We start from the raw sequence: 18187 nt of genomic DNA on the forward strand, positions 1-18187 counted from the left end.
GGAAGTATGCGTCCAGGTTACCCACACTTTATACTTTCCTTTTATGATAATCGGCGTGGTAAAGGTGATACTGGCTATTGATCCGGTACCGATGGTATTCCTGAAATTATGCATTGTGATCACATCGTTCCACCAATAATATGTGCCGTTACCTGTTGGCTGGCAGTCGTAAGTTACGGTACCCGCCGGGTCGGAGAACGTGATATTGGTCATCGGGCTATTCAAACCGACGCTGCTTTTACCAGCTACACGGAAAATGGATGTTTGCTTGCGGAACTCAGGCTGGTCGGCCAAATCCCAGTCAACTTCTGTTGGCGGGAATATTTTGATGTAGATATCGCCCAGCAATGAATGCAATACGCCGTTGGTCGACGGTATATTACTGTGCGGCCTGTCGACAGAGGCGCCGGGGTATTGTACCCCATTGATCAAATCATAATCCAATTGAATAGTGAGCCCCTGCAGCACGTCGGATATTACGTCTTGCCCCGGCGATATGGAAATATGCGATGGTTTACTAACGATATCGGTAAGGTAACTGTTCTCAGCCAGTATGTGGTAAGCCACGTAATCGTACAATCCGTCAGCTGGGTTGTGCAGCGGGTTGCTGCCCGGAGTTGAGTATTTGAGCTGCAAAGCGGCAAAATTGGGGATGCCTATGCTTTGATACACCGAGTCGGGTTCGGCAAATACGGTAAAATAGGCCCTGTTAGGGTTGGTGGCCACGTTAGCCGGTACGTTCAGGGTATCGTAAAAACCGGTGGCCTTTAGCGCCTGGTCAAAAATCGTATATTTCGCGTTCAAATCTATCAACTGGGCAATTGTGCTTGTGGCTGGCTGCAGTACATGATCTATCACGTGCATAACGCCGTTGCCCAACGATATGTTCGATTGCAAGATCAAGGCCTGCCCGTTGATTATATAACTGGACGTACCGTTAACGTTTATCACACCGCTTGTAAGGTACTGGCTAAACATTGTAGGGGTGCGCAGTTTACCGTCAATAAAATAGGTGGTATTGATGGTATCGTTTTGGATTACATGGTAACGCACGAGGTTTTTTAACGAATCGATATTGAACTGTGAAATAGCGGTTTTGCCCTTGCTTTTCATATACAAGGTTACGGCACTGTTATTGGGCACAAAGATGGTGTACTCGCCATAGGCTTGCAAAAAGCCGTCATAGCCCGTTGCTTGCAATATCTGATCGAAAAGCGAAAAATCATTAGGGTCGCTCTCAATATAGCTGGTAATATTGAGTTGCCCGTTTACCAACGCCGGGTAAACTGTTTTTTTGCAGCCTGTTAAATATAAACCGGCTGCAAAACACAAGGCAATAATCCACACCCACTTGTTTTTCGTCAACATCTTCTTCATAATTTGATATTCTATTTCTTTAATTGGCTCAAGTCTTTTTTCTAAAAATTCAATGCCGCATGACATAGGAACCATAGAACTGATGTAAAAAAAGCTCAGCTATGTACGCAAATTTTCATCGCTGTTAAAAAAAGTAACTATTGGTATTATATTGGTTTATAATGGCTGTACAATACTATAAAAATAAATTGTTTTAGTAAAAAAACTGTCCTGTACTGTCTATACATTGTCGTTAATAATTGTCAAATTGATAATTATTATTACATTTTTAAACAAAAATACTCAAATAAACATCCGTAAATTAAAAAAAAAGCAATTCAATTTTTCCTTTAATAGTTATGACTGACGGCAACTATTATAAAAAAAAACACTAAAAAACTATTTTTCATATCAGAAAGACTGTTGCGCTCATTAAAAATCTATAATATCCAAAAAAGTCATCCATTACTAATAGTATGTGTCATTCCTTTTAAATTCAATTTTTATCAAGCGCTTTTACCACAAAAAAAGCCCGTATAAAGCAAATTGCTTTATACGGGCTTTTGATTATGTTATTTATAAATTACCAGTTAAATGGCAAATACCAATTGCCTGCCATCAAGTTGGCTTGGGCTGTTGCTGCACCACCGTAACCATCTTTGGTTAGTTTAGCGCCTACAGCATTGGCCAATATGCCGTTATTGCCTTCGCGGATAGCTATACGCAACAGGTCTTCCCAGCGGTGTCCTTCATAAGCTGCGTCCAGGCCACCCTCCAACAACAATTCTTGTTCTTGTATATTGGGATCGGTAACGGTAAACGGCGCTTCGTTTGGCGAGTTGATCACACTATGCGGATAAGATGTTAGCCAGGCACGCCCACGTATACCCGGTGTTTGGTACCAACCATTACGGAAACGTGGCGTATCGCCGCTACGCGCGTCAATATCGTACGGAGGCGGGTAAAATGTTTGCTCAATATTAGTATAATCCGAATTTGGAGGTGTTGAGCTTGTACTTGGCGGCAATGGAGCCGGTCCGTTACCATTTTGCTGCGGATTGGTTGCGCTAAAAGTATAAGGGTTAAAGCTACTATTTAAACCATTGTTTAAAATAGCATAGGTCAACAAGCCGTAACCATCGCGGTTGGCGCATTCGGCATAGCGCAGGTTTAGCGTTACGTCGCGGTATAAAAACCAGCGCCCGTATTTATTAGTTTGCGAAACAGTAGCATCCTGATAGGTGTACAGGTACTTCATGATCACGTTTTGATTGTTAAACGCGTTGTAGTTACCTGTAGGGTCGTAAAAAGTTAAGCGCATACGGGCATCCGAGTGGAAAGTGGTCGTAAAGTTGGTGTTACCGTTACCGCCATTCGCCTGTATTTGCACTTGTGAGTTCCAGTTATCGATAGCTGTTTGCGATGGTTGCACCAGGTAACGGCCACCTTGTTGCGAAAACAAATCAACAAAGGGATCCACAGGGTTTGTAGCCTGCGGGAAAAACATTTGCCATATCCATACGGCATCGAGCTTGGTATCGTAGGTAGGATAAACAGTTCTGCCAAACATGGAGCGCCAACCGTGGTTGTTATCGCTGATGAGCGAGTTGATATTTTGCTCCGTGTACCTTACATAGTCGATGGCAAAATCGTTAAAACTTGCCGCTACTGTACTTTGCAATATAGAAGTTGTTTCCATACGGTAAGTATTGTTGGTAGCACCATCCTGTACGTACTCCAATACTTTACGGTATTGTGTTGCTGCCAGGGTATAATCCTCGGGGTGGCTATAAGCTGCTTGCCACAAATACAAATCGCCCAATACGAGGTGTTTGTCAACAAATTGGTGTGTAATTGGGAAACCGCTTATGGTAGCCGGTGTTGGGGTCGTTATGGTAGTAGATCCGTTGATCAGTGTGATAACACTTGGATATGGATCTAACCATGGCAAAGCAGCAGTAAAGGTGATCAGGTTCTGCAATAAAGTTGGGAAGTCGACTTTTTGGAATTTAGACGGGTCCTTCAAATCGTTGATGTTAGATAACGGCGAGGTAACATAAGGTACGCTACCAAAATGTATACCCAATTGCAGGTACAACCACGAGCGCAAAGCGCCAATATCCGAGTAGCGGTAGTTATAATCGGCCACGGTGATCTTGTTTTGGGCCAGCATGATGTTCAAATTGTACAAAACATCGTTACAGTTTAGTATAACTTTATAAAACGGCCGCGGATCGGCCCATGGGTTACCAATGGTAACATGGTGTTGGCTTATTTCCTGCAGGTACTTATCGGCATTTGGGGTTACGTCCATCAGGTCGGCCCGTAGTTCGTTCAACACTACATATTGTTCGGCAAGGCCCATAAACTGGCCGTATATGCCCAATATGGCCGAGTTAACATCGGTTACGTTGTTGTAGTTTTGAGTTATATCAACTTCCGACTGTGGTTTTATGTCCAAAGCTTTTTTGCACGAAAACAGCATGAAAAAACATGTCATCATCAGTGCTAACGTAAACTTCCTTTGCAAATTCCTTTTCATATTTGTATAAAATTTAAATATCCTTTTCTATTATAATCCCAAGCGCACGCCCAACTGAACCGACCTGAATTCAGGCTCCAAACCTGTATCGATACCCTGTGTCAACACGCCTTGTGTGGCGGCAAATTCGGGGTCGTAGCCTAAATATTTTGTTAAAGTGAATATGTTGTTGCCGGTTAGGTAAACTTTTAACGAGCGTATGCCTGTTTTAGCCTTTACCGGAACGTTATACACTAAGTTGGCTGTACGCAACCTAAAGTATGAGCCGTCTTCTATCCAACGGTCGGAGAAGCGTGAGTTTTTGATGGGATCGCCATACGATATTTGCGGAACGTTGGTAACTTGTCCGGGTGCCCTCCATCTGTTGAGCACTGCATCAGTTTGGTTGATAAACCCTGACTCGGCTTCTAATTGCTGCCTTACATAGTCAAATATCTGGTTGCCTTTGCTAAATGTAAACAAAGTACTTAACGAGAATCTTTTGTACGAAACCGATGACGATATGCCGCCTGTAAAATCGGGGTTAGGATTGCCAATCACCTGTTGGTCGTTGGCATCAACAACGCCATCATTGTTCACGTCAACAAACCTTACATCGCCGCCATGTGGCTGCAATAAAGTACCATTACTCAACGCGTATTTAACACCCGATGCCAAAGCTTCGGCATCCGAGGTATAAACGCCGTTGGTTTTGTAGCCATAAAACAAATTAGCTGCCGACCCTACCTGAGTAATAATTGTTGCCCCTGCGTACTGGGTAGTTATAGGGGTACCGTTTGGCAATTGGGTTACCTTGTTGCGGTATTTTGCGATGTTAAAGCCCATATCCCATTTCCATTTAACGGTATTGATGATACGACCGTTAACTGCAAGTTCGATACCTTGTGTGCGCATTGCACCGCTATTGTTTACCACATAGGTAAAACCTGTGGCGGCAGCCTGCGGCTGGTTGATGAGCATTTGCGAGGTAGAGTTTTGATAAACATCAACGGCAAATGTCAACCGTTCTTTCAACAAGGATGCATCAAGGCCAAGGTTTATTTTTTGGTTTTGCTCCCATTGCAAATTAGGGTTTCCAAAATCACCACGTACCAAACCTTCACTACCTAAGAAATTTTGCGTTACATAAAACTGCCTGGCGTTATAATTGCCGATATCGTCGTTACCGGTAAGGCCAAAGCTGGCGCGTAGTTTCAACAGGTCAACAAAATTAACATCCGACATGAATTTCTCCGACGATATCAGCCATCCTGCCGATATTGATGGTAACACAGCGTATTCCACACCGCCTATGCCCAAGGCACCCGCAATTTGGGTACCAAAACGCGACGATGCATCAATACCCATATTGTATGATAAAAAGTATTTGTTCAGCAACTGATAGTCGACACCTATATAATTGTTTATCCATAACCAGTTGCCCAATTCGCCGCCTGTACTTACGCCGGTATGGCCTTGGTCAACGCTCAAAAACTGATCGGTAGGCGAGTTATAGCTTCTGGCAAAATCATCCTGACTTTGGCTGCTTATCACGCGTGAACCCACCGTGGCAGAAACATGATGAATACGGCCGAAAACCCTGTCATAAGTAAAGTGAGTATCTTCGGACAAACTGTATAGCCTTTGTACCTGGCTACCCAAGCGGCTGTAAACAATCGAGTTTGTGGTACCACTTATGTATGGGTTCCTAATGGTATCGGGTTGGGTACCAGAGCGTGGTATAAAATAACTTTCCCTCACCTTATCGTATGTTACACCTAACAAGGTTTGCAATGAAGCATATTTGTTAAACTGGTATTTAAAGTTTAGCGCACCAAAAAAACGGTAGGCCTGGGCCAATTCTTTTGCAGTATCCAATATGGTTACAGGGTTGCCTATGTTAAAAATATCGAGGTTGGTAAAGTTTGGCGATTGTTGCCCCTGAGCGCCAACCTGATGTAATTGTATCAAAGGAGATTTTTCCTGCGCCAGAAATATGGGGTTTGTTTTTGGCGATACACCCTGATCAAACAATGTTTGTTGATTGTATGAGAAGGATAAATTGGCGTTGATGGTAAACTTTGGCGACAAGTTCAGGTCGGCATTAAAACGCGTATTATATTTCTTCGCATCCTCGTTTACCGTAACCGAGCCATTGTCGGCATAACCCATCGATAGCGTATATTTTGCAATGTTATCACCACCGGATACCCTTAAGTAATAGTTTTGGTTAACACTGTTATGAAAAACCTGGTTTTGCCAATCGGTATTATTATGGTAGGTATAGTATTGATTGGTGGCGCTGCTTGGGTTGTTCACGTCGTTCATATAGGGCTGGGCCTGTACTTGCGCATCGGTCAAACCGCTCGATTTCAACATATCTGACATGTACGACCTAAAATCGGATGCCCCAAGAACCGGCAACTCTTTAGGCTTGATATTATAACCTACATAAGCACCAAAATCAATTTTTGTTGCCAAATCGTTGGTATGGCCTGTTGTAATCAATATTACTCCATTGGCGGCTTTGGTACCATACATCGATGCCCCATCCTTAACAACGGTAATGTTGTCGATGTCGTTCATATCGATGTTGGCGAGCGGGTTGTTAAAGTGTCCGCCTATTAACGAACTGCCGTAGTGCGAATTATCGTATATCAACCCGTCAACTACAATTAAAGGCTGGTTGGTAGCGGTTATCGAAGAAAAGCCCCTTAAGCCAAGTTCGGCGCCTATAAGCGGCGTGCCCGAAAGCCGGATGGCATTTAAGCCGGCAACCTTACCCTGCACATAAGAATCAGGTGTTTCAGAGTTTGTTTCCCAAGCGCCACCAACGTTAATCGTTGAAACCGCGTTCGATACCGTATTGAGCGCTGCTTTGCCAAAAGGCATTTGTGCAACACTGTAAAACGAGTTGAATGTATCTTCGTATAAAGATGAAGTAACCGATTTACGGCCTTTCAACGGTATTTCTTTCGTTTCGTAGCCTGGTCCCGAAACCAATAACACGGCCGAATAGGAAGGTACGCTAACCGTAAAACTACCCTTATCGTCGGTAATGGCCGCCGAAAATTCGAAAACGCTGATACTGATACCAGATATTGGTTTACCGGTTGCCGCATCGGTTATCGTACCCGTTACCGGAACGCCCGCATCGCCCTTTTGGGCGGCATTCAATGAATCGGGCTGTTTAGCAGCTGTGGCTGTTTTTTGCGCCCAAACCACCATTGTAGCCAGCACAAATACAGTAACAAGCGACAATCCTCTCAATAATTTAGTAAATATATGCATGGTTAGGTTTTATATCTTTTTATTGTAATACAGGAACAAGTTTAATATAATCGAAAGTAATACTGTTTGTACCCGATGTTGTACTATTGGCCCCCACTACAAACATGGAGTTGTAGCCATAACTGGTATTGGTATAGCTGCCCACATACATCTCGGCAAAATTGTTGAGTGGTATGGTGTAGTAAGGTATATTGCCTAAAGTTTGCTTATTCCCCGTTAAAGGCGTGCAAAAACTAATCTCATCACTAAATACAGTTTTCGAATCGTTTATGGCCCTTACGTATACTTTATAGGTAACTGTATTTACATTTTGCAACGGATAGCCCACCCAATATTGTGCAGGCAGGCCAACACCGTTTTGTGAATTGGTTTCGATATAAATATCTTTCCATTGTACACCGTTAGGGTCGTTCTTTATCCTGTAGTAAACATTGTTTGCCCGCCCGCTATTGTCGGTAAGGTACCAGGCGCCGCTTGTGCCGTACACAGGTTCGCTTTCACCCTGGATAATAATGGTCGGTATTTTGGCAGCCAGTTTAAAAAACACATCTTTCATTACATATACCCTACCGTTACTGGCGTTGTATGAGCGTATCGTATCGTTCATGTTAATTGGAATTTTAACACCAAACAGCGATGGTATGGAATCGGGCATGGCTATGGTACCGGGCTCACCTTTAGTTGAGTATACTCCCGGCACTACCAAATCCTTAATGGTGTTAAAAGTAGAAAGCTTGCTTATACTGTCGGCCGTGCTTGCGTTAAAATACTTACTTACCTTGCTTATCTCGTTGTTTAAACCGGCATCGGACATTACAAAAAACGTATACTGTGCGCTCTCGTTAGATACATAAGCGGTTTGGTCTTCAAAATAATTTTGATGTACAATACCTGTCCCTTTTTTCAGTATCGGTTTACCATTGATTGGGTTAACTGCGGAATCGACAGCTAAAGCCGTATCGATAAAGCTATAATTTTGACCAACCAGATAAGCTTGTTCCAAAGCGCCATCGGTGGTTAAGCCGGGGCCTTGGGTATTGCCCGCGGCTGCCCCTGTATTGGTTACATAATCCCAAATATTTAACTTAGGCATGATAGCCTTGTTTATAATATGGAATATACCGTTAGAGCCATACTGATCGGCTGTTACAATGGTAGCCCGTTCTATTGTTGTGCTCGTAAATGTTTCGTATTTACCATTAATCATGGGCACCCTGAGTGTAGGCTGGGGTAAATTGGTAGTATAGCTTTGATAACTGATGTGATTGCCCACAAACTCATTCAACCTACCTGTATCGGTCAATATGGTCGCATCAACACTGGCCATTGCGGCATTGTTAGGTGCCCAAACGGTAAATGTTTTTGACGTAGCCAACGTATTACTGTATTTGCTTTTTGCCAAATACTGGTTAAACTTGCTCAAATTGGGGTTACTGCTTATTTGCTGCAGCAAGGTAACACCCAATGACGGATCATTTGTCAAGTCGTGCTGCGCCCATTGATCTTTACATGATGCAAAAACCGATGCTATCAGCATAAACACTATTAAATATTTATTACGTTGGTTACTCATTACCATACTTTTTTATTTACTACTTTTTAAACTTACTCGGTGTTCGATTATTATTGGCCTATCGAGCCGTCTCTTCTAAAATACCTTGGTTCTTCCTGGTTTTGTGCAAAAGGTAAAAACTGCACCATATCAAAAACAGTTGCGTTACCATTGGCCGCACCAATTGCCAACAATTCAAAATCGTGATGGTCTGTTGTTGGTATAACTACTACACCGCAATAAAACAAGCAAACCGTGTTGTAAAAATTATTGCTGGTTGCACTGTATGGCGCTTCGGTATAGCGTTTCCAACCTGCCGCTTCTTCTACCGGGCCCGACGCGTTGATAAGCGACGCGGTGGCGCCAAGGTATGTAGAGTTTAAATTTGGAATCACATTTTGCAAAGGATTGCCATCAACTAAAATCTGCGCACCGGCTGTTTCTGAACCGTGCCCGAAGCTGATCCAAACTTTATATTTACCCTTTATAATAATTGGGGTTGTAAAATGAATATCGGTTAACTGCGAAGACGGTCCGTTCCTGAAGTTGTTTAACGAAATCACATCGTTCCACCAGTAATAAGTACCATTGTTAGCGGGCTGGCAGGCATAATTTACAGTTGAGGCCGGGTTAACGAAGTTGATGTTTGTTAGCGGGCTGTTTAAACCTACGCTGCTTTTACCGGCTACACGGAATATGGATGCTTGTTTACGGAATTCGGGCTGATCGGCCAGATCCCAGTCCACTTCCGTAGGAGGAAATACTTTTATATAGATATCACCTAACAGGGAGTGCAATACACCATTGGTAGAGGGGATATTGCTATGCGGCCTGTCAACCGATGCACCGGGATATTGTACCCCGTTGATATAATCATAATCCAACTGGATAGTCAAGCCTTGCAAAGTAACAGATATCACGTCCAACCCTGGCGATATAGACAAGTGGGAAGGTTTACTGATGATATCAGAAAGGTAACTGTTCTCGGCCAGTATATGGTAGGCCATATAGTCGTACAAACCATCATTCGGGTTGTGCAGCGGATTGCTTCCCGGCGTGGAGTACTTGAGCTGTAATGCCGCAAAATTAGGGATGCCGATACTTTGATAAACCGAGTCAGGTTCGGCAAATACCGTAAAATATGCCCTATTCGGGTTGGTGGCTGAAGTGGCCGGTACGTTCAAGGTATCGTAAAAACCTGTGGCCTTTAGTGCCTGGTCAAAAATAGTGTATTTCGAGTTCAGGTCTATGAGCTGCGCCAGCGTACTGGTGGCCGGCTGTAGTACATGATCTATCACATGCATGATACCATTTCCCAGTGAAATATTTGATTGCAATACCAATGCCTGCCCGTTGATAATATAACTGGATACACCGTTAACATTTACCACGCCCGAAGTAAGGTACTGGCTGAACATGGTAGGTGTACGCATTTTACCGTCGATAAAATAGGTAGTGGAAATTGTGTCGTTCTGTATCACATGGTAGCGCACCAGGTTTTTCAACGAGTCGACATTAAACTGATCGACCGAGGTTTTGCCCTTGCTTTTCATGTATAGGGTTACCGCACTGTTGTTCGGCACAAATGCTGTATACTCACCGTAGGCTTGTAAAAAACCATCGTAGCCTGTCTTTTGCAGTATTTGATCCCAAAGCGAAAAATCGGCCGGGTCGCTCTCAATATAGCTGGTAATATTAAGTTGCCCATTTACCAGGGCCGGATAAACTGTTTTTTTACAGCCTGTCAGATATGCACCTGCCACTAAACTCAGGCTTACAATCCACAACCATTTTGTTTTTATCAATATATTTTTCATCACCTTATCTTTAAAGCTTAAATTATTTGTAAAAAGGATTTTGTATCAAGTTTGGATCTAATTGCAATTCGGTATAGTAAATTGGCAAATACAAACTATTTGGATCCTGATATTTTGTGAGAATGATTTGTTGTAAAGCCGGCGAAGCGTTTACCAAAATAGGTCCTGTTAAAATAGGTAGTGTGGTTGGGAAATTACGCCTTGCGTATCTAAGCAAATCATACCAACGTTTGCCTTCATAAATAAACTCACGGTCGCGCTCGTCTAAAACGTAATTTGATACGCCTACAGGATCGTTGGCGGCCGGAAGCGTTAAAGACGTGCCTGGTACAATAATTGCATTGGCACGGGTTTGTATTTGCTGAACCAAATTTAAGGCATCTTGCCCTGCACCGGTAAATGCCTCTGCTTCTGCTTTAAACAGTAATATCTCGGCATAGCGATATACAATCCAATGCCTGTACGAAGTGGCGGCGGTAAGGGTAGCAGTGGAGTTTGGCGTTCCTATCCATTTTGATATAGCCCCTGTTCCACCATTCGATGCAATTGCAGCTCTTACGTCAACGTTTTTGGGGTTGTTCGGATCGACCGGGAAAAGACTGCCTTGCACATTGATCTGCGCAGCCAACGAACCTGCGGTGTTGATATAGAACATTTGATAAAAAGGGTTGGTCTGCGTGGTCGACCCATCATACTGAAACTCGAATATGCTTTCGCTTGAGTTACCGTTTGAATACACGGTGCTAAAAAAGTTCCCGTCGCCTGCCACCAAGCCAAACTGACCCGAGTTTATGATTTTATTACAAGCGGTTATACAATCGGTATAGTCATAAGTCCATAAATAAATATCGGCCTGTAATGCATTGATAGTATATCTTGTTACCCTGCCTTTATCGTATGCAACAACACCGTAGGTATAAACAGCGTTACCTTCGGCTGTCGACAAATCGCTCAGTATTTGTTTTATTATAGTGGCTTGTGGCGTTGTTGGCAACAACACCAAATCATTGTCGGTAGAGGTTGGTGTTAATTTCATCGGCACATCACCGAATGTTCTTACCAGATAAAAATACATTAAAGCCCTAACCGTCAAAGCTTCGGCCATATAGGCATTTAATTGGGTCTGCGTCAATGTCGGGTCGATGCTGATAACACCAGGTGCATAAAGGAGCACCGTATTGCACAAATTTATAGTGCGATACAAAGAAGCCCATTGAACTTCGAGGTTAGTAGGTAAAATATTACCGTTCATAATGTTAAAATCATCCGTGTAGGATCCCGCGATGGGGGTTGTAACATTATCGGCACGGAGTTCGCCCCATTTAAACAGGGTTTCGGCCATTTGCCCGGTTGCACTATTACTGCCGTTGGTTGTTACACCTTGTATTAACGACGCATAAACACCTATAACCGCAGACTGCAACTGCTCTTTATTTTGCCAGAATTGTTGCCTGATGGTACCGTTTTGCGGGTATAGCGTTAGGTACTTATTACATGAGCAACTGAGCACAAGTGTTACTATAAGTACCGAGCGATAAATAATTCTTTTATGCATTTTATTTATTTTTATCTTTTAACAATGTTTAAAAAGTACCTGTTAAACCTATTGTATATGATTTAAACGGCGGCGTTGTTGACGAATCTATAGGCTGTTGATAAATATCGCCTGCCCTTGGCGAAATTTCGGGATCCTGACCTAAGTAATGGGTCCAGGTGTACAAATTCTGTCCGGTTACGTAAACGGAAGCACTTTTTATGCCCAATTTTTTTGCAAAAGTTTGATTTAGGTTATATCGAACTGTAGCCGAACTAAAACGCAGATAGCTACCGTCGGACACGTAACGCGACGAACCTAACCAATTATAGCCTGCACCGTAAAGTGCACGGGGTATTTGGGTAACATCGCCGGGTTTTTCCCAACGGCTTAAAACTGCTGTACTTTGGTTGTTAAAAGTGTACTCGTTGGTTGTTTGTATCTCCGTGCCATTGATGATATCGAAACCTGTTCTGTAGCTGAAAAATAAATTCAATTTCCAGTTGCGCATAAAGGTAACAGTTGGGCCAAAACCGCCGGTAAACTGGGGGTTACCGTTGCCTAAATACTGAACGTCTCTTGCATCGATAATACCATCGTGGTTTACATCCTGATACTTAGCATCGCCCGGTTGGAAATAATAATACTTTCCGTTACCTAAGCCAAATACTGTTTGTACGGGTACACCGTTAGGATCCTTTATCTGGTTACCATTTTTATCGGTAGCGATAGTTGAATTTGCATCAGGATAAACACCCTGATACACGTAACCATAGAACGAACCTAAAGGGTTGTTCAACAACAGCGTTGACTCGTACGAGCCATTAGCCAAGGGGCTACCGGTTGTAACTGAAACATAAGGTGAAAGTGCCCGGATTACGTTTTCGTTATGCGCGATATTGAAAGCAAAATCAATAATCCAGTTTTTTGTCTTCAATGGAGTAACGTTCAGGCTGATTTCAAAACCCTGATTATCTAAAGTACCAACGTTTAAGTTAACCGTAGAAAAACCAAGATTTGATGGAAGGTTGGTATTAAAAAACAAATCAGTTGTGGTGTTCCTATAAATCTCAGCGTCAAAGTTTACCCTGTTGTTAAACATGATCAGGTTAAAGCCGAGGTTTTTACCGGTAACTTTTTCCCAACGCAAGTTATCCAATTCGATATTTGACGGGTATACGCCGGTTTGACCCAAATAAGTATAAGTATATCCTGAGTAATTGTTGTAAAACGAATAATCGGTTGCGGGAGCGTTACCAATTACACCATAACTTGCACGTACGCTCAAATCGTTAATAAACTTAAAACCACTCATAAAAGGCTCGCCCGAAAGCCTGTAACGTGTGGAAACAGCCGGGAAAATACCATAACGGTGAGCGGGCCCAAACCTTGAGTTACCATCGCCACGCAGTGATATGTTGATAATGTACCTGTCTAACAAAGAGTATTGGCCGCTTACTAAAGCAGATACGCTACGGGTTTCTGTTAAACCCGAGGCAACGCCCAGGCCGGTTCCTACATCAAGCCCCTGCGCCGAAGGATCCTGCAATATTGCAGTTGCTGAGTTAGCTGTGAGCAACGATTGGTTAACAGACTTGGTATCATCGCTTGATAGCTGTATCAGCCCTTGAAAAGTTTGCTTTTCGCCTATTTTCGGGGTTATAATAAAGTTTGTTTTGGTATAAACATCAAATGCATCGGTATCAAATTCGTATGCTGTATTGGCGTTTAACAAAGTTGAGGCCAAGCCGGTAGCACTTGCCGGTAAAAACGAAGATACCCGGTTTGTATTGATGTCAAATTGAATATCCTCGTGCAAGGTTAGTAAACCGGGTACAATTTGGTAATTAACGGTAAAGTGCGGGGTTATCCTATCGGCATAGCCATTATTATTGCCCTGTTGTGCTAAGGCAACCGGGTTATATGTACCTGGATATTGACCTTGAACATTTGATGATGGGGTAAACAAAACAGGGGTTTGCTGCCCTAAGGTATTATACTGGTAAATGCTCATAGTAGGCATTTTATTTTGTGCCACCGACCTGATCGTTGTACCATAGTCGCCTTGTGTTACCGAGTGGGTATACGCTATATCGGTTGTAAAGTGTATTTTGTTTGACACGATATAATCAAGGTTAAGACGGGCATTAAGACGTGTTAAGCCTGTACCAACCGTTGTACCTAATTGACTTGTGTAACCTACCGAGGCAAAATACCTTGCTTTTTCGCCACCACCCGTTAAAGAGATATTATTTTGTATAAGGTAACCATTTTGGGTAATTGCTGCCAACCAATCTGTGTTTTGACCGTAGTTATAGTAGTAAAACGGATTGCTGATATCGTGTTGAAATTCAGGATATTTATAGATATTGATGGGTACTCCCTGCCCGTTCTGGTATTCTTCCGGAATCAGCTCGGAGTATTGGTTACCGTTTAAAAGGGGAATTGCAGTAGGTTGAATATCTAACGAACCCGTGAAAGAGTATGTTAAAACAGGAGCACTTTGAGCACCGCGCTTGGTATTGATGATCAACACTCCGTTTGCGGCACGCGAGCCCCAAACCGCTGTTGCGGCAGCATCCTTTAATACGGTAATGTCTTTAATATCCGATGGCGCTATACTTAATAAACTGGCATAACCTTGTTCATCGGCAGTAGCAAAGTTAAAATCGGTTGGTATGGAGGTTTCAAACGGCACACCATCAACAACAACCAATGGATTGCTTGCACCGTTAATGGTTGAAGTACCGCGTATCTTTATCGACATACCGGCGCCCGGGTCGCCTGAGCTTGCAACAATATCCACACCAGGCAAACGACCTTCTAATGCCTGATCTACCGATGTAACGGCAAGTTCTTCCAAATCTTTCATTTGGATGGTGGCAGATGCCGTTGTTAAATCGCGTGAGTCGATTTTGAGACCGGTACCGTTATCGCGTTGAACTTGCCCGGTAATATTTACCTGCACAAGTTCCCTTGCAGAAACCAATGAAACATTAAAAACCGTTGTTGAACCTATTGGAAAAGATTGCGCAGTATAGCCTATATAGGAAAAAACGATCTTATTAGCAGTTGATTTTACAGGGAGAGCAAAGTTACCATCAATATCGGTAACCGTACCTGTTACGGTACGTTTGTCGGCATCCTGCTCTTGTACACTCGCACCAATAAGCGGCTCTTTGGTTTTTGAATCTATCAATTTACCCTTAATCAGTATCTTATTCGCTGCAGTTTGTGCTTTTAGCGATTGGCTGAAAAAGCATGCCGATAGAGCAAAAATGCAACAGATATATGTAATTATTTTTCTCATATTCAATGTTGGGTTATTGATGATAATTAATATTTATTTGGATTAGGGTTATTAGGGCTCAACGCCGTACTATCAAGATATTGCAAGTAAGTATCAATCTGCTCAATCACAGCGTGGTCGGCCAGAACTATCGAACCAACCGGCAAAACATTGGCTATGCGGCCCTGGCCATCAATTACCTGCATGGCGTTAACGTTATTGTTTATTTTCAACAGCACACTGTTACCATCATTACTGAACAACTGGGTAACAAAATTGCCCGTTTTCTTACCATCGGGAACTACCTGGTTGGCATTCAAAATATGGTATTTGATAAAGTTTGTTACCAAATTCACGTCAGAAGGCGCTGTTGGGGTAAAGTTCGCCGCTTTAACCGCACCTGTGCCTGTACCGGGCAGCCAACCGTTGTTCACGGCATCTTGAATTGCGGCATTGGTTGGTATAAATACAGTGTAGTCGGTACCTACAGATACGCCTTGGATAGACCTTGTAGTGGCGTTCCACAACAAACTGTTGCTCAAAAACTTATAAAACATGTAGTACGGGTCGCCTCCAACACCGTTTACCGGTGCAATCTGACCTTTTGCATAGATATCCTGCCCAATAGTACTTGTAATTGGCGAAACAGGGGCTGTTGGGATCAATACAGTGTTATTGCCGCTTACAGGATAATAAACTATACCATTGCTGCAGGTAATATAATTGGGGTTAACGGTTACAACAGTATTGTTGTCCTGATTGCCGGAAGCATAAAACTGGTTGTTTGAAAACTTAACATACTCGGGCGCAAAGCTGGACAAACCTACCGTTGAATAAATACCGGGTTGCGAAACATTGCTCAACTCGTTAGCGGGGGTTTGGTAAATACCCAAGTTTATGGTACGTTCCAATTGGGCGTCACCACTTGTTATGCTGTTTGTGCCCGGCGCCTGATAGTTGATACCCGAGCCCGGTGTTGTGTTGTTGCCTGCCGTTGGGTTAAGGCTAAATCCTAATGCTTTAAGTGTAACATCAGGAATCATGATCATAGTGTATTTAAAATTCGGATTTGTGAGGGCAAGCCTAAACGAAGTGAAGAATGACAAGGCACGGTACATTATACTATAAGCAGGATCAAGGTAAGCCCTACCGTATACTGTTGCGAAAACATTGGTAGCCTGCACTTTATTTGTACCATAAAACATCCCGTTGCTGCAAATTGCCTGATCTACCACATCGCTGTTTGCATTGAACCTAAATGGCTCAGCATTATAGTTAGGATGGTTAATATTGCCAATTTGGCTCGGCCATACCGGGGCAGTAGCCATGTGTGCGTTTATAAAATCGACAACGACAGATTGCGGCAAACTACTAAGTGATGGATAATGCTCCAGTAACACACTGTTTACGTAGGCATCAAAGGCGCTGTTGGTTGGCGCCGCCAATGTCCAACCACCGTACTGAGGCGCATTACTGCCGCCTGTGCTCGGAAAGTTTTCGTTTTGTGGCGAAAAAGCCAATAAGTTAGAGTATTGTTTAACATAAACAGGTGCCGTTGAACCGGTGTTGTTGGTGTTAACACTGGTGGCATCGGGGCTTAATCCGTAGGTTATTAAACCACCATACTGTTGTATAAAGTTATAAAAGTGGCTGTAGTTTGATTTACTGGCCATATATTTTTCGAGGCTCAGCAATGGTTGCGGAACTGTGCTGATTTCTTGTACTACACCATTTTCGCAAATGATATTTCCATTGACTACACTTCCGTCGAGCACGTTGAAATTCAATGCTGAATTTGTGTAGGTGGAGGTAGGGTAAAAGAAATTGTAATCGTAAGACGATAAACCGTTGGCACTGAAATAGTAGGGGGTAAAATATGGGAGGTATTTAAAATTAAAATCGTTAGGGTCGTACAAAAGTGTTCCAGTTCCGCCCGTAACGGCAAATGGAGAATTGGTGTTTTGTGTTATCACTTTTATGTTTTGGCCGGCTAATGCACCATAAACAGGATAGTTGGGAACTGTAGTCGTGTCCACCCTGTCGTGGTAGGTGGTACGTCTTTTGTAAGCTGCATAGGGAGTAGTAACCCCGTTGACAATTGTGAAAAAACCCTGAGCAACCTCGATATTGGAGCCGGTAGGAATACTACCAGCAGCAGTTGATGTATAACCACTGGCAACCAAACAATAGGTCACAATTTTAGTGGCGGTTGCTGCGTCGAGTGTTGCCCCATTGATGTTGGCTTTTTTAAAGGCGGCATCATCAGGCGCAAACAAGGTCCAGTAACCACCGGTACTTAAAATATTGGTGTAGCCGGATTTATCGATACAGGCCAACATATTGGTAAAGTTAGTCTTTGCCTGCAAGGTTTGATAAATTGGCGGGGCCAATGTTGCCGGACGCCCGTAAAAAGCATCAAGCGCTTGTTTTCGGCACCCTGAAAAAGCAAGCACTATTAAAAACAAGTAAAATAAACTTTTAAGAAATTTATACATGGTGAAAAAACGTTTATGTTATTTAAGTTAATAATCTATTTTACATTTAAAACTATCCGGCACGCCACCCTGATCCGGAAAAACCGACCATGGCAAATACCTAATAATAAAAAACAACTGATAAACTATTTGGGAAATTAAAAGCCTTAACTATCTCAAATTGGCAAGAGACAATTGCAAACAAGACTAAAATTTAATTGATACGGCAATAGCGTACGCGAAATACGTAAAGGTTCCCTCATAATTTATTAGTTTTTGGTTAGTATTCAAATTGGCTATTACAAGTGCAAACGCCACCTTGTTATATTGTTTAAAAGTATAGTAAATAATCA

Annotated in this window: 8 protein-coding genes; all 8 read right to left on the reverse strand. The window is 42.8% G+C overall.

From position 1 onward, the window contains the following. Positions 1-1377: fasciclin domain-containing protein (locus QZX97_RS00225; RefSeq protein ID WP_295654315.1), on the reverse strand; the 1377-nt coding region annotated here is incomplete at its 3' end. 562 nt (positions 1378-1939) lie between these two features. After that, a complete protein-coding gene (locus tag QZX97_RS00230) occupies positions 1940-3898 on the reverse strand; it encodes a RagB/SusD family protein (RefSeq protein WP_295663960.1) in 1959 nt (652 codons plus the stop codon). Positions 3899-3928: 30 nt separating this feature from the next. Continuing rightward, on the reverse strand, positions 3929-7168 hold the full coding sequence (locus QZX97_RS00235) for a SusC/RagA family TonB-linked outer membrane protein (protein ID WP_295663964.1): 3240 nt from the start codon (positions 7166-7168) through the stop codon (positions 3929-3931). A 19-nt stretch (positions 7169-7187) separates the two neighbouring features. Then, positions 7188-8741: a fasciclin domain-containing protein gene (locus QZX97_RS00240; RefSeq protein ID WP_295663967.1), complete on the reverse strand. Its 1554-nt coding sequence runs from the start codon at positions 8739-8741 to the stop codon at positions 7188-7190. Positions 8742-8791: 50 nt separating this feature from the next. Continuing rightward, the gene (locus tag QZX97_RS00245) at positions 8792-10537 is read right to left on the reverse strand and encodes a fasciclin domain-containing protein (RefSeq protein ID WP_295654306.1); all 1746 of its coding nucleotides are present in this window, start codon (positions 10535-10537) and stop codon (positions 8792-8794) included. Positions 10538-10559: 22 nt separating this feature from the next. Then, a complete protein-coding gene (locus tag QZX97_RS00250) occupies positions 10560-12092 on the reverse strand; it encodes a RagB/SusD family nutrient uptake outer membrane protein (RefSeq protein WP_295654305.1) in 1533 nt (510 codons plus the stop codon). 28 nt (positions 12093-12120) lie between these two features. Next, positions 12121-15381 (reverse strand): SusC/RagA family TonB-linked outer membrane protein, encoded by a 3261-nt coding sequence (locus tag QZX97_RS00255; RefSeq protein ID WP_295654303.1) that lies wholly within the window; start codon positions 15379-15381, stop codon positions 12121-12123. A 26-nt stretch (positions 15382-15407) separates the two neighbouring features. Further along, positions 15408-17726, reverse strand: a complete 2319-nt coding sequence (locus QZX97_RS00260; protein WP_295663970.1) for a fasciclin domain-containing protein — start codon at positions 17724-17726, stop codon at positions 15408-15410. Positions 17727-18187: the final 461 nt, after the last annotated feature.

The sequence above is a fragment of the uncultured Mucilaginibacter sp. genome (assembly GCF_903893715.1).
Classification (GTDB): Bacteria; Bacteroidota; Bacteroidia; order Sphingobacteriales; family Sphingobacteriaceae; genus Mucilaginibacter.

Excerpts from the sequence above, each read along its gene's own strand:
- QZX97_RS00230 (WP_295663960.1), bottom strand. The coding sequence starts at position 3,898 with ATGAAAAGGAATTTGCAAAGGAAGTTTACGTTAGCACTGATGATGACA.
- QZX97_RS00235 (WP_295663964.1), bottom strand. The coding sequence starts at position 7,168 with ATGCATATATTTACTAAATTATTGAGAGGATTGTCGCTTGTTACTGTA.
- QZX97_RS00245 (WP_295654306.1), bottom strand. The coding sequence starts at position 10,537 with ATGAAAAATATATTGATAAAAACAAAATGGTTGTGGATTGTAAGCCTG.
- QZX97_RS00250 (WP_295654305.1), bottom strand. The coding sequence starts at position 12,092 with ATGCATAAAAGAATTATTTATCGCTCGGTACTTATAGTAACACTTGTG.
- QZX97_RS00240 (WP_295663967.1), bottom strand. The coding sequence starts at position 8,741 with ATGAGTAACCAACGTAATAAATATTTAATAGTGTTTATGCTGATAGCA.
- QZX97_RS00255 (WP_295654303.1), bottom strand. The coding sequence starts at position 15,381 with ATGAGAAAAATAATTACATATATCTGTTGCATTTTTGCTCTATCGGCA.